Annotated in this window: 12 protein-coding genes; 8 read left to right on the plus strand and 4 right to left on the minus strand. The window is 70.7% G+C overall.

The features are described 5' to 3' along the window. Positions 1 to 5 precede the first annotated feature (5 nt). Both LPC08_RS20230 and LPC08_RS20235 read left to right on the plus strand, forming a co-directional pair. Complete coding sequence (locus LPC08_RS20230) at positions 6 to 323, plus strand: hypothetical protein (protein ID WP_230450034.1); 318 nt, start codon at positions 6 to 8, stop codon at positions 321 to 323. Positions 324 to 856: 533 nt separating this feature from the next. Further along, positions 857 to 1,192: a DUF1269 domain-containing protein gene (locus tag LPC08_RS20235; RefSeq protein ID WP_255702357.1), complete on the plus strand. Its 336-nt coding sequence runs from the start codon at positions 857 to 859 to the stop codon at positions 1,190 to 1,192. Between the two features lie 413 nt (positions 1,193 to 1,605). Here LPC08_RS20235 and rocF read toward each other — a convergent pair whose 3' ends face one another. Beyond that, positions 1,606 to 2,559, minus strand: coding sequence for an arginase (gene rocF, locus LPC08_RS20240; RefSeq protein ID WP_230450036.1), 954 nt, complete (start codon positions 2,557 to 2,559; stop codon positions 1,606 to 1,608). 927 nt (positions 2,560 to 3,486) lie between these two features. Here rocF and LPC08_RS20245 point away from each other — a divergent pair. The 6 genes from LPC08_RS20245 to LPC08_RS20270 all read left to right on the plus strand — a co-directional run bounded on the left by LPC08_RS20245 (position 3,487) and on the right by LPC08_RS20270 (position 10,189). Then, complete coding sequence (locus tag LPC08_RS20245; protein WP_230450037.1) at positions 3,487 to 5,082, plus strand: ABC transporter substrate-binding protein; 1,596 nt, start codon at positions 3,487 to 3,489, stop codon at positions 5,080 to 5,082. Positions 5,083 to 5,094: 12 nt separating this feature from the next. Further along, positions 5,095 to 6,033, plus strand: a complete 939-nt coding sequence (locus tag LPC08_RS20250; RefSeq protein WP_230450038.1) for an ABC transporter permease — start codon at positions 5,095 to 5,097, stop codon at positions 6,031 to 6,033. Next, positions 6,030 to 6,977 carry an ABC transporter permease subunit gene (locus tag LPC08_RS20255; RefSeq protein ID WP_230450039.1) on the plus strand — a complete coding sequence of 316 codons (948 nt, stop codon included), beginning with the start codon at positions 6,030 to 6,032 and terminating at the stop codon, positions 6,975 to 6,977. Before LPC08_RS20250 ends, LPC08_RS20255 begins: the two co-directional genes overlap by 4 nt. After that, positions 6,974 to 7,951, plus strand: a complete 978-nt coding sequence (locus tag LPC08_RS20260) for an ABC transporter ATP-binding protein (RefSeq protein WP_230450040.1) — start codon at positions 6,974 to 6,976, stop codon at positions 7,949 to 7,951. The genes LPC08_RS20255 and LPC08_RS20260 overlap by 4 nt, the downstream gene beginning before the upstream one ends. After that, on the plus strand, positions 7,948 to 8,970 hold the full coding sequence (locus LPC08_RS20265) for an ABC transporter ATP-binding protein (RefSeq protein ID WP_230450041.1): 1,023 nt from the start codon (positions 7,948 to 7,950) through the stop codon (positions 8,968 to 8,970). Before LPC08_RS20260 ends, LPC08_RS20265 begins: the two co-directional genes overlap by 4 nt. Before the next feature lie 79 nt (positions 8,971 to 9,049). Beyond that, the gene (locus tag LPC08_RS20270; RefSeq protein WP_230450042.1) at positions 9,050 to 10,189 is read left to right on the plus strand and encodes a 2-aminoethylphosphonate--pyruvate transaminase; all 1,140 of its coding nucleotides are present in this window, start codon (positions 9,050 to 9,052) and stop codon (positions 10,187 to 10,189) included. 774 nt (positions 10,190 to 10,963) lie between these two features. Here the strand turns inward: LPC08_RS20270 and LPC08_RS20275 are convergent. From LPC08_RS20275 to LPC08_RS20285, 3 genes are all read right to left on the minus strand, one after another. Next, a complete protein-coding gene (locus LPC08_RS20275; protein ID WP_230450043.1) occupies positions 10,964 to 11,488 on the minus strand; it encodes a hypothetical protein in 525 nt (174 codons plus the stop codon). A gap of 48 nt (positions 11,489 to 11,536) precedes the next feature. Then, positions 11,537 to 12,343 carry an undecaprenyl-diphosphate phosphatase gene (locus tag LPC08_RS20280; RefSeq protein WP_230450044.1) on the minus strand — a complete coding sequence of 269 codons (807 nt, stop codon included), beginning with the start codon at positions 12,341 to 12,343 and terminating at the stop codon, positions 11,537 to 11,539. 179 nt (positions 12,344 to 12,522) lie between these two features. Continuing rightward, positions 12,523 to 13,611, minus strand: a complete 1,089-nt coding sequence (locus tag LPC08_RS20285; protein ID WP_230450045.1) for a TRAP transporter substrate-binding protein — start codon at positions 13,609 to 13,611, stop codon at positions 12,523 to 12,525. Positions 13,612 to 13,702 lie beyond the last annotated feature (91 nt).

Consider the following 13,702-nt stretch of genomic DNA (forward strand, 5'->3'; position numbering starts at 1 on the left):
CTGCCGTGACCAAGGAAGAGCTGACCGCCTGGGCGCTGTCCCAGGGCTGGCGCATGATCGCCGGCCATCCCAGCCTGACCAGGCCGGGCGCGCCGAAGGACCCGATCGTGCGCCTCGTGCTGAAGGCCACGGTGGTCAATCTGGAGGTGCGCAAGCCCGCTGGGAAATGGGAGAAGGTCGGCGGCGAGAGCTATGCCAGGGTGCTGGCCGGCGAGGAGGATGCACCCCCGCGCGGCCTGGGCTTCGAGAAGGTCCCGAGCATCTCCGCGCTGATGCAGGCGAACCGCGACCAGATGGTCTTCGCCCGGATGGGTGGGGGCTGATCCTCCCACGGAGCGGGCGGCCTGCCCCGCACGGGGCGCCGGGAGTGCCTCGCCGCCATGACTCCCCCAGATGTGATTCGATGCCGCTTCCTGATTCCCGGATCGGTACTAAAATGAACTGGCCAGGAAGCTCGGTAAGAGGGTTCGACCAATGGCGTTGCACGTCACGCGGGCGATCATGGTCAATACTGCCACCCCCTGCCGGCCCTGGCCTCGTGCCCGTCATGATGGACAGGCCGATGTCGTGAGTTGTGCTGCCCGGCCCGAGAAGGTCCCACCGCAGGACAACTAGGCTCGCGGGCCGCGTCGCCTTCCAGACACCTTCGTCACCCGGCCCCACCGTGGCGCGTCGGCGCAGGGAGATGGCGTCCCGTCTTCACCTCTTCACAGCAGCAAGGGCGAGATCCGATGACTGAGAAAGCCATCGTTGCGATCTTCGGCAACGAGAACGCCGCCTATGACGCAGCCTATGCACTGATGCACTGAAGGATGCAGAGGGAGACGATGCCGGCTTCAAGGTCGAAGCGGGCGTCCTGGTCGCCAAGGACGAGAAGGGCAACGTCCGCGTCCTCGACGGGAAGGACCGGCCGCTCTGGGGCACGCTCACCGGTACGGTCGTCGGCGGATTGCTCGGGCTGATCGGCGGGCCGGCGGGCGTGGCGGCCGGTGCGGTCATCGGCGCGACCGCGGGCCTCGGGGGCGATGCCGTCAGCGGCGCGGTGGACGAAGACTTCGCCAGCGAGGTCACGGCCGACCTCAACCCCGGCACCGCGGGCATCATCCTGGAAGTCGACGAGGTGAGCATGGCGCCGATCGACGCCATCGTCGCCCGCTTCCACGGACGGGTGCACCGGCGTGTCATCGAGTAGCGGAGCGGCACCGGACGGCAGGCATCCGGCCTGACAGGCGGGCGTCCTTCGATCCGCCCGAACGTCCATGGCCCCCGGCGGGTGGCCATGGCTGTGGCTCTATAACCTGGACGCGCATCGGCGCGCCCACGCCCTTGGTGCAGGGCCGCCGGCCTGCGGGCCGAAGCGGCCGCTCAGCGCCGATGGGCCGGGCTGGGCCACCCGCGGAAGCGGCGCAGCCCGTTCCGCGATCCGGAGCGCCGGGCCGCCCCCGGAGGCGGGCGCAACCGGCGGAAGGCGGCGGGCCCCACCCGCCCGCAGGGGTTCACGGCCCACTGCCGAGAGACGGACATCCTGGAGTGCGATCCTGCGGCGATCCGGGAGACCCCGGCGCTGGCTGCCTTCGTGGGCGGCGGTGCTCCGGCCAACCGCCCTCAGGTCCCCCGGACGACCGGCGTCCTGCGATCCATGACGGTGCGGCCGAAAAGGCTGGAGACGAGGTCCACCAGCAGCAAGGCGCTCTTTCCCCGCTCGTCGAGGAAGGGGTTCAGCTCGACGACGTCCAGCGACCCCACGAGGCTGGATTCATGCAGCATCTCCATGACGAGATGCGCCTCACGGAACGTGGCGCCGCCGGGGACGGTGGTGCCGACGCCGGGCGCCAGGGAGGGGTCGAGGAAGTCCACATCCAGGCTGACATGGAGCAGGCCGCGGCGCTGCCGGACCTGGTCGAGGAAGCGACGCAGCGGCGCCGAGACACCCTCCTCGTCGAGCCGGCGCATGTCGACGACCTCCACGCTACGCTGGCGCAGCAGCCTGCGCTCGCCGGCATCGATCGAACGGGCACCGAACACGCAGACGTTTCCCGGCGGCAGCCTGGCAGGCGGGAGGCCGTGGAAAAGGGGCTGCAGCCCCGGCTCGCCGCACAGCGCGGCGAGGGTCATGCCATGCAGGTTGCCCGAGGGGGAGGTGTCGGGCGTGTTGTAGTCGCCATGCGCATCGAGCCAGAGCACGAAGAGCTCCCGCCCCGTCTCCGCGCAGTGACGGGCCGCTCCATGCACGCTTCCCGTGCTGAGGCTGTGGTCGCCGCCGAGGATGAGAGGAAAGCGGCCGCTCCGCAGCACCTGCCAGACGCGGCCGCTCAGCAGGGCGGTCCAGGCGGTGACCTCGGCGAGGTTGCGCATCCGGCCATCGCCGGCATCGGCGGAGGCGGGGGCGGGCCTCGCCAGGTCGCCCTCGTCGCCGACCTCGTGGCCCAGCCGCTGGAGCGCCTCCATCAAGCCTGCGACGCGAAGGGCGGCCGGGCCCATGAGGCAGCCGGGGCGATGGGACCCGGCATCCACGGGCGCGCCGATCAGGGCGACAGAGGTGCAGGAGGCGGGCGTCACGCGGCGATTCCTGGTCCAGGGCGGTCATCCGGGATTGCTGCGGGAGGGGGCCCTGCGTCAACCGGCGTGCCCCCTCTCCGCTGACAGCCGCCGCAGACCGGGAAGCGCCGAACTGCCCAGAAGCCTTGTCCCGGGGAGGCCTTGTCTCGTGAGTGCTGCGCCGTGATGGGAGCGAGCCCTGCCCACGCCAGATGCCGCGGCGGAGGCCAGACACTCACCAGACGTTGCCGGGGCGGCTTCAGGCGGCCGGACGGATCGGACCGGAGGCGGGCCTTGCTGGACAGCGCGTGTCTTCCGGCAGAACGGAGGGTAGCCGAGACCGGGCTGAACCCGACGGAGCACGTCAAGCTGGGCACCAAGCATCACAGGCCGATGCGCGTGGAGCGACGCGGAGGCGGTGTGCAACACGCTGCTCCCCGGCAGCCGGGCCATGCGGGAGATCCGCGTGATGCGGCGCCGCTCGGCGCCGCCGGTACATTCTTGCCACGGCGCGTTGCTGAGCCGGGGCCATGTCCCGGTGGGCCGGGCGCACAAAGCCCTGGTGGCGGCAGGTCCTGATACGGCGCCGCCCGCGTCCTGGCCCGGTTGGGGCCGGATGCGGGCGGCCGTACCCGTCCCCCGCCCTGCCGGCCCGATGCGACCACGCCCCCTCCGTGGGCCCGCAGCAGGAGGCGCCGGGCGCGCAGCCGCTCCCCCGAGCCCGCGCCGTGCCGGCGGACACGGCGTGCCGGACAGCATCCTCCCTGCGGGCCTGCGCTGCTTCCACCGCATGCAGAGCGCCATGATTTGGGCGACGAATGCCCATGCGGTTTGCTGCATCCGCCAGGGGCTTCATAAATCCCAGCCTGATGGCATCAGGGAAGTTGACCAGTCCGACAGGCTGCGCCGATGCTCGCCCCGCATCGTCTTGTCATGGGATGGCGTTTCATGCAGCGGCGTGATCTGCTTCTTTCGGCCTCGCTTCTCGCGCTTGCTCCAACCCTCTCCACACCGGCCCGGGCCGCGAAGCGCGGTGGAACGCTGACCTTCGCCCGCTATGCGGACTGCATCTTCCTCGATCCCGTCAACACCGCGCAGAACGCGGACATCTGGATCTCGCTGAACCTCTACGACACGCTGCTGCAGCCCGAGCTGGACGGGAAGGGCGGCACCCAGGCCGGCCTCGCCGAGAGCTACGCCTTCTCCGACGAAGGGCGCACGCTCACCTTCAAGATGCGCCCGGGCATCCGCTTCGCCGACGGCTCGCCTATCACCGTCGGCGACGTGAAGTGGTCGCTGGACCGGGCGCGGGGGAAGGAGACGGGCGGGGAGTTCGCCTTCCTGCTGGCCGCCATCGGGGAGATCGAGACGCAGGGCGACGACACCGTCATCCTGCGCATGGCCCGGCCGGACCCCGCCATCCTGCAGGCGCTGGCCACCTTCAACGCCGGCATCATGTCGGAGAAGCTGCTGATGGCGGCGCCCGGCGCCAATCTGGCGGAGAAGTCCAAGGCCTTCGCCGAGAAGCCGGTGGGATCGGGCCCCTTCGTGCTGGAGAGCTGGCGCCGCAACAGCGAGATGGTGCTGAAGCGCAACCCCTACTACTGGAAGAAGGGCGAGGACGGGCAGCCGCTGCCCTACCTCGACACCATCCGCTTCCTCATCATCCCCGACGACGCCACGCGCATCCTCAAGCTGCGCGCCGGCGAGGTGGATGCGACGGAATTCGTGCCCTATGCCCGGGTGGCGGAGCTGAAGGCCGATCCCAAGCTGAACATGGTGCTCTTCCCGGCGGCCCAGGTGCAGTACTTCACCCTCAACACCCGGCCGACGCTGAGCGACGGCAGCAAGAACCCGCTCTCGGACGTGCGCGTGCGCCAGGCGCTGAACTACGCCACCAACAAGCAGGCGCTGATCCAGGTGGTGACGCATGGGGTGGGCTCGCCGCAGCACAGCTTCATGCCCATGTCCACGCCGCATGCCTACGGGCCGGAGCCCGCCTACCCCTACAACCTCGCCAAGGCGAAGCAGCTGATGGCCGAGGCGGGCTATCCCAACGGCGGCTTCGAGGTGACCTGCATGGCGCTGGCCGGCAGCGCCGACGACGCGGCCAAGCTCGCCACGCTGCAACAGATGTGGTCCCAGCTCGGCGTGCGGCTGAAGATCGAGCAGCTGGAGAATGCGACCCGGCAGGATCGCTTCAACAACTATCGGTTCCAGATGCGCACCTCGCTCTGGACCAACGACCTGAACGACCCGAAGCAGATCACCTCGATCATGGCCTATTACCCGACGCGCCAATCCAACCGCACGGGCTGGAACGACGAGGTGACGAACGAGCTCTTCCGGCAGTCGGAGGTGGAGATGGACCCGGCCAAGCGCGGCGAGATGTACCGGACCATCCAGCAGCGCTTCATGGCGGCGGCGCCCTACATCTTCGGGATGGAGGTCCCCTATCCCGTCGCCATGACCAAGCGGGTCCACGACTTCGTGCAGATCCCGCTGGGGAACAACATCTTCCTCAACGCCTGGGTGGACGGCTGAGGGCCGGCCGGGATGCACCTCGCCGGCATCCTGGGCCGCCGGCTCCTGCAGATCGCCTTCACGGTGCTGGTGGTGGCCGCGCTGGTCTTCTGCCTGATGCGGTTGCTGCCCGGCGATGCCGCGCTGGTCATGCTGGGCGAGCGGGCGACGGATGAATCCATCGCCCGGATGCGCGTCCAGCTGGGCGTGGACCGGCCGATCCTGGTGCAGTTCTGGGACTTCCTGATCCGCCTGCTGACGTTGCGCTTCGGCGATTCCATCATGATGCGCGTGCCGGTCACCCGCCTGATCGCCGACCACCTGCCGGTGACGCTGCTGCTGACCGGCATGGCCGCCACCCTGGCCCTGCTCATCGCCGTGCCGCTGGCCTTCTGGTCGGCGCTGCGGCGCGACGGCTGGGCGGATGCGGCGATCCGGGTCTTCGCCCAGATCAGCGTCTCCATGCCCGTCTTCTACATCGGCCTGGTGCTGCTCATCACCCTGGCCGCCGGGCTGCGCTGGTTCCCGGTGGGCGGGATCGGCGAGAGCTTCGTCCAGAACCTCTACTACCTGTTCCTGCCGGCCCTCACGCTCGCCCTCTCCCTCTCGGCCATCCTGCTGCGCAACCTGCGCCAGTCGCTGATCGAGGTGCTGGATGCGGAGTATGTCGGCTTCGCCACCGCCAAGGGCCTGCCGCGCTCCCTGATCCTGCGCCGGCATGTGCTGCGCAACGCCTGGGTCTCCACCGTCACCCTGCTGGGGCTGCATATCGGCACGCTGGTGGGCGGCGCGGTCATCACCGAGACGGTCTTCGCCATTCCCGGCATCGGCCGGCTGATGATCGACAGCATCTTCGCACGCGACTACGCCGTGGTGCAGGGGCTGACGGTGGTGCTGGCGGTGCTGGTCTCCCTCGTCTTCCTCCTGCTGGACACGGTCCAGGCGGCGCTCGACCCAAGGGTGGGGACATGAGCGGCGGCGCCCCGGCACAGGCGATGCAGGACGGCGCCGCCCCCGATCGTCCCGTGACGGATCGCCTCGCCCCGGATCGCCCGGTGACGGGGCGCCCCGTGGCGGATCAAGCGACCGTGCTGGCCCGGCCACGGCAGCGCGCCCGGCTGCCGGCCTCCGGCCTGGTGGGCGCGGCGATCCTCCTGATCTTCCTGGCCTGCGCCCTGCTGCCGGGATGGATCGCGCCCTACGACCCGCTGGAGTTCGACTACGTCGCGCTGATGCAGCCGCCGAGCTGGGCGCATCCCTTCGGCACCGACAACTTCGGCCGCGACGTGCTGTCGCGCACCATCTGGGCGGCCCAGGTGGACCTGCAGATCGCCATCTTCGCCACCCTCTTCCCGGCGCTCTTCGGCTCCCTCGCCGGCTGCGTCATCGGCTATGTCGGGGGCTGGCCGGACGCGCTGTTCCGGCGGCTGGTGGACGTGATCGTGACCATCCCCTTCGTGGTGCTGGTCATCGCCATCGTCGCCGTGCTGGGGCCCGGCCTGATCAACATGTACATCGCCATCTCCGCGGTCGGCTGGATCGTCTATGCCCGGCTGATGCGGGCGGAGATCATCGCCCAGAAGAAGCGCGACTACGCGGCGGCGGGGCGGGTGATGGGCTATGGCAGCGGCCGCATCATCTTCCGCCACCTGCTGCCCAACGCCGTCTCCCCCATCCTCGTCTACTGGATGACGGACATGTCGCTGGCGATCCTGCTGGGTTCGAGCCTGGGCTACCTGGGGCTGGGGGCGCAGCCACCCACGGCGGAATGGGGGGTGCTGATCGCCGACGGCAAGAACTTCATGACCACGGCCTGGTGGATGTCGATCTTCCCCGGCATCGCCATCGTGCTGGCCGGCACGGGCTTCAGCCTGTTCGGCGACGGGCTGGCCGCCTGGCTGCGGCGCCGCGCGTGACACCGCTCCTCTCCCTTCGCGACCTCTCCGTCCATGTCGGGGGCGTGACCCCCGTCTCCGGCGTCAGCCTCGATGTCGGGCGCGGCGAGGTGCTGGGGCTGGTCGGGGAATCCGGCTCCGGCAAGAGCCTCACCCTGCGGGCGGTGCTGCGGCTGCTGCCGCCCGCGGCCCGGGTCACCGGCCAGGCGCTGTGGGACGGGCAGGACCTCGTCACCCTGCCCGAGCCGCGCATCCGCGCCCTGCGGGGCCGCGACATCGCGATGATCTTCCAGGAGCCGATGACGGCCCTGAACCCCGTGGTCCCCGTGGGCGTGCAGATCACCGAGAGCCTCGGCGTGCATCTCGGGCTGCGCGGCGGTGCCGCGCGCCGACGGGCGGTGGAGCTGCTGGACCAGGTCGGCATCCCCGACGCGGCGCGGCGCCTGGGCGCCTTTCCGCATGAATTCTCGGGCGGCATGCGGCAGCGGGCGATGATCGCCATCGCGCTCGCCGCCGGCCCGAAGCTGCTCCTGGCCGACGAGCCGACCACGGCGCTCGACGTCACCATCCAGGACCAGATCCTGAAGCTGCTGCTGCGGCTGAAGGACGAGCTGGCGATGAGCGTGGTGCTGGTCACCCACGATCTCGGCGTGGTGGCGGGCACCTGCGACCGGGTCGCCGTGCTCTATGCCGGGCGGGTGATGGAGACGGGGCCGACGGAGCGGCTCTTCGCCCGTCCGTCGCATGCCTACACGCTGGGCCTGCTGCGCTCCCTGCCGGATGCGGCGCATGCGCGGCAGCGGCTCCAGGGCATCCCCGGCGTGCCGCCCGATCCCGCGGCGCTGCCACAGGGCTGCCGCTTCCTGCCGCGCTGCGCCTATGCGGTGCCCGCCTGCCGCCCGGGGCAGCCGCCGCTGCTGGAAGTCGCGGAGGGGCAGGATTCCGCCTGCGTGCGGGCGCGTGAGCTGCTCGAAGAAGCGCCGGAGGCGGCATGAGCGAGGTCCTGCTCCGCGCCGACGACCTGGAGCGCAGCTTTCCGGGCCGCCGCTCCCTGGCCGAGGTGATCCGCGGCGCGCCCGGCCCGGCGGTCCGCGCCCTGGCCGGCGTCAGCATCGCCCTCAACCGGGGCGAGACGCTGGCGGTGGTGGGAGAATCCGGCTGCGGCAAGTCCACCCTGGCCCGTGCCCTGGTGCGGCTGATCGACCTCGATTCCGGACAGATCGACTTCGAGGGGCAGGATGTCCGTCGCCTGGCGGGCGAGGCGCTGCGCCGCTTCAACCGCCGGGTCCAGATGGTGTTCCAGGACCCCTACGGCTCGCTGAACCCGCGCATGACGGTGGGCGAGACGCTGGCCGAGGCGCTGCGCGTCCACCGCATGGTGCCCCCGGCCGGGATCGCGGGGCGCGTGGCGGAGCTGCTGTCCCTGGTACGCCTGCCGGCCGATGCCGCGGGCCGGCTGCCGCATGAGTTCTCGGGCGGGCAGCGCCAGCGCATCGCCATCGCCCGCGCGCTCGCGGTGGAGCCCGAGGTGCTGATCGCGGACGAGATCGTCTCGGCGCTCGACGTCTCCGTGCAGGCGCAGATCCTGAACCTGCTGCTGGACATGCAGGAGCGGCTGAACCTCTCCATCCTCTTCGTCTCGCACGACCTGCGCGTGGTGCGGCACCTCGCCCACCAGGTCGCGGTGATGTATCTGGGCCGGGTGGTGGAGCTGGGGCCGGCCGACGCCATCTTCGACCGGCCGAAGCACCCCTATACCCGGGCACTGCTGCGCGCGGCGCCGCGCCTGGAGGCGGGAGCCTCGCGGCGCTCGACCGTCGCCGCCCTCAGCGGCGAGTTGCCGAGCCCGATGCGCGTGCCCTCCGGCTGCCCCTTCCACACGCGCTGCCCCAGCGCCTTCGCGCGCTGTTCGCAGGACGTCCCGGTGCTGCGCGTGGACGGAGAGAGGCGCCAGGTCGTGTGTCACCTGTACGACGCGGCGGGCGAGCCCGTCGCCGGTGACGCACCGTCCTGACAGGAGCCTGCGTGCCGAGGCCGCCCCTCGACACGCCCATGCACGCCGCACAGCCACCACCGCCCCAGGGAGCCCGGACATGACCCAGGATATCGCCGACGAGCCGCTGCTGCTGACGCCGGGGCCGTGCAGCCTGAGCCGCACGGTGAAGGAGGCGATGCTGCACGACTACGCCTCCGGCGAGGAGGTGATGGTCGAAAAGATCAGGCATTGCCGCAGCACCCTGCTGGACCTGGTGAACGGCCATGGCAGCCACACGGCGGTTCCGATCGTGGGCAGCGGCACCTATGCCAACGAGGCGGCGATCGGCACGCTGGTGCCGCGCGACGGCAAGCTTCTGGTCCATACCAACGGCGTCTACGGCGACCGCATCGTGGACATCGCGCGCCACCTGCGCATCCCCTACGCCTCCTTCCGCACCGCGCCCTTCACCCCGCCGACGGCGGAGCAGTTCGAGGAGGCGCTGGCCGCCGACCCGGCCATCACCCACGTCATGGTGGTGCATTGCGAGACCTCCACCGGCATCCTGAATCCGGTGGCAGAGATCGCCGCCGTCTGCCGCCGGCGCGGCGTGGGGCTGCTGATTGATGCCGTCGCCTCCTTCGGCATCATGGAGCTGGACGCGAAGGCGCTGTCCTACGACGCTGTGGTGCTCTCGGCGAACAAGGGCATCCAGGCGCCGCCGGGCATCGCCTGGGTAATCGCCAAGCGCACGGTGCTGGAGGAAAGCCAGGGCAACTCGCCGTCCCTCTCGCTCGACCTGTGGGACCAGTACCAGCACATCGAGCGGACCAACCATTTCCGCTTCACCCCGGCGACACACCTGATCCTCGCCTTCTCCCAGGCCCTGAAGGAGCATGCGGAGGAGGGCGGCATCGCGGGGCGGCAAGCCCGCTACCGCGCCTCCTGGCGACGGCTGGTGGACGGGATGCGGCAGATGGGCTTTCGCACCCTGCTGGATGACGCCGTGGCCTCGCCCATCGTGGCGACCTTCCACGAGCCGCAGGACGAGAACTACAGCTTCGCCAGGCTCTATGCGGGGATGAAGGCGCGCGGCTTCATCATCTTCCCGGGCCGGCTGGCGGCCGCGAACACCTTCCGCATCGCCTGCATCGGTGTCGTCACCCCCGACGACATCGCTCGCGCCATGGAGGCCCTGGCCGAGACCATGGCCGAGATGGGTGTCCGCTCCTTCGGCCGCGAACCGGTCCCGGCCTGACGACATCACTGCGGGGTGGCGCTGGCATCCGCCGTCGCCCCCCCTCCGCCGGGGGCAAGCCGACGCCCGCACCACGGCAGAAGTCTGGCTCCGCCTGATTGGGGTCAGCCTGCGAACTGATCCGCACGGCATGATGCGTTGACACCTGCCGGGGTGGTGTCCGTGGCCCGGGGGCAAGGCTCTGCCTCGCCCCCGTACCCCCACTCCGCCAGGACCCTGCGGGCCCTGGACCCGATCGGCGCTGCCGCGCGGATGACTGCGACGGGGTCGAGGCGCCGAGGAGCATGGCTCCTCGGCGAGTACGGCCACAGCACTCGCTGACGCCTCCTGATTTTTTCAGAGTCCCGCCTGTCCGAGCTCCGTCAGGGTTCAGCCCGCAGGCTGACGGCAGCCGCGAAGAGCCAACTCCCAGCGGGGTCCGGGGCCCGCTCGTGGCCCCGGCAGGGGAGGGTCCGGGACGGGGATCGACGCACGGCGTCGATGCCGCAGGCCGGCGTCCCCTCCAGGTCCGCCGCCTGAACACCACGGCACGACCGGTCAGGGCAGTTCCTCGTTCGTATAAGGCAGGCGGCCCACGCCCGGCGGGGACACCGAGGCGCCGGCACGCACGGTCTTTGCCTTCGCCCCGGCGCCTTGCCTCGTCTTCAGGTTCAGCCTGCCGGCTTCGCCACAGCGGGACGGAGCCAACTCTCCGCAGGGCGGTCCGGGGAGTGGGCGGGACAGCACCCCACCTCGCCCCACAGCGCACGCCCGCGCCTTTCAGCGGGCAGTGCCTCAGGGATTAGGAGGCAGGGAAGCCGGAGCCGCGGCGGGAGGCGGTGTCGATGCGGCCACAGGCGGGGCGGCTGCGGGCAGCGGGGAGGTGGCCGCGGCCGAGCGCTGGGTTTGCAAGGTGCGACGGTCGGCCTCGACCTGACGCTGCAACTCGCTCAGCTGCTGTTCGCGCTCGGCCATGCGACGCTCCAGCCACTGGGTTTCCACCGTCGCCACCGTCGGGGCAGGCGCCGGCGTCGTGCGGCGCGCCACGCGCCGGGCCGGTGCGGCGGAGGCTCGGCGGACCGGGGGCGGGGCCGGGACCATGGCAGGGGGCGGGGCCCAGTCGAGGATCGGGACGGGTGCGCTGCGGGCGCCGCCGGGCATCGCCTGGGACGTGGCCGGGGAGGCCAGGAAGCGGTCCAGCGTGGTGATGGTCTGGCGCAAGGCGTCGCCGCCGGGGCCGACCTCGTTCGGCCAGGTCTGTGCCCAGGCGGCAGCGGGGAGGAGGAGGGCCAGGACGGCGGAGACGGCTAGGCGCGGCACGGGGGTCCTCCTGTGTCGATGCTCCGCGCTACCGGCGCGTGCGGATCCCTAGCGGAGCACCAGCCACACTAACACGATTCCGCCCAGGGCGATGCGGTACCAGCCGAAGGGCTCGAAGCCCATGCGGCTGATGTGGCGCAGCACCCAGCGAACCACGGCCAGGCCGACCACGAAGGCCGCGAAGAAGCCCAGGGTGATCTGCCCCAGATCGTCCAGGTGCAGCTCGCCGCGGGCCTTCCACAGGCTGTAGGTGGTGGCCGCGATCATGGTCGGGATGGCCAGCAGGAAGGAGAACTCGGCCGCCGCCTTGCGCTCCACCCCCAGCAGCAGGGCGCCGATGATGGTGGCACCGGAGCGGCTGGTGCCGGGGATCATCGCCAGCACCTGGCCGAAACCGATCAGGAAGGCGGCCAGCGGGCCGATTTCCGGGATGGAGCCGATCTTCGGAGCGGGGCGGGTGCGCTCGATGACGATCAGGGCGACGCCGCCCAGGATCAGCGCCGTGGCCACCACCCAGGGATTGAACAACAGGGTGGTGATGGTCTTGTGCAGCGTCGCGCCCAGGATGAGGGCGGGCAGGAAGGCGAGCAGCAGGTTCACCGCCACGTAGCGCTCGCGCGTCCGGGGTGTCCACATGCCGCGGGCGATCGCGATCAGGTCGCCGCGATAGACCCAGATGACGGCCAGGATGGCGCCGAGCTGGATGCTGATCTCGAAGGTCTTCCCCGGGGGGCCTTCGAAGCCGATCAGCTCGCTGAGCAGGATCAGGTGGCCCGTCGAGGAGATGGGCAGGAATTCGGTAAGCCCTTCCACCACCCCCATCAGGAGGGCGGAGAAGAGAGCGGCGATATCCATCGTGTCGTGGTTTCCGCGCGGGATCGGGGCTTCCTGATAGCCCGCGCCACCGGGGGTGGCGAGTGTCCGGTGGGCCACAGCCACGGGACAGGCCGCGCGCCGCCACCGGGACGCACGGCCTGCCTGTCCAATTCGTCATGCGGGCGGGGGCACGGCGTGGCCGTGCCCCCGGGTCCGGATCAGCGGACCGTATGCGATGCCGTGAAGGCGAAGTTGTCGAAAGAGTTCTCCGCCACGCGGAACCAGGTGAATTGTTCGTCACGGTAGCGACGGTAGGATTCCAGCACCTTGCGGAACTTCTCGTTCTTCTGCGCCGTCTCCTCGTAGACGGTATTGGCCGCCTTCCAGGCCGCCTCCAGCACGGGGCGGGGATAGCCGCGCAGCTGCGCGCCCGCCGCCACCAGCCGGCGCAGCGCCTGGGGGTTGGAGTTGTCGTAGCGGCTGGTCATCTCCGAATCCTGCTCCAGGCAGGCGACCTGGAGCGCCTGCTTGTACAGTTCCGGCAGGCTCTCCCAGGCGCGGAGGTTGACCAGGGTGTGCAGCCGCGCGCTCGGCTCGAAGAAGCCGGGGTAGTAGTAGAAAGGCGCGACGCGGACGAAGCCGAGCTTCTCGTCGTCGTGGGGCCCGACGAACTCCACGGCGTCCAGCGTGCCGCGCTCCAGCGAGGGGTAGATGTCGCCCGCCGCCACCTGGGTCGGAACCGATCCCAGCCGCGCGAAGATCTCGCCCGCGATCCCGGCGACGCGGAACTTCAGGCCCTTCAGGTCGTCGACCGACTTGATCTCCTTGCGGAACCAGCCGCCCATCTGGGCCCCGGTGTCGCCGCTGGGGAAGCCGATGATGTTATAGTCCTTGAACAGCTCGTTCGCGAGCTCGTTGCCGCCGCCATGCCGCAGCCAGGCGGTCATCTGCCGCTGGGTCAGGCCGAAGGGCAGCGCGGTGAAGAAGGAGAAGGCCGCGTCCTTGCCCACGTAGTAGTAGGAGGCGGTGTGCGCCGCCTCGATCGTGCCCGCCTGCACCGCGTCCAGCGCCTGCAGCCCGCCCACGATCTCGCCCGCCGCGAAGACCCGGATCTGGAACTTGTTGTCCGTCAGCGCCGCGACGCGCTTGGCGATCAGCTCCGGCGTCGAGAACAGGATGTCCAGATTCTTGGGAAAGGAGGAGGTCAGCCGCCAGCGGACCTCCGGCGTGGTCTGGGCGATGGCAGGGGCGGCAAGCGCGACGGGCGCGGCGGCGGCCGCGGCGCCGAACAGGGCGCGACGGTTCATGGGCATTTCCTCTCCGGAACGTCGTATGCCCCCATAGAGAACGGAATGTGCGCCGCGGCGCAAGCACCCGGCGGTGGCCGCCAGGGCGGCT

Source organism: Roseomonas sp. OT10, from assembly GCF_020991085.1.
Lineage (GTDB): Bacteria > Pseudomonadota > Alphaproteobacteria > Acetobacterales > Acetobacteraceae > Roseomonas > Roseomonas cutis.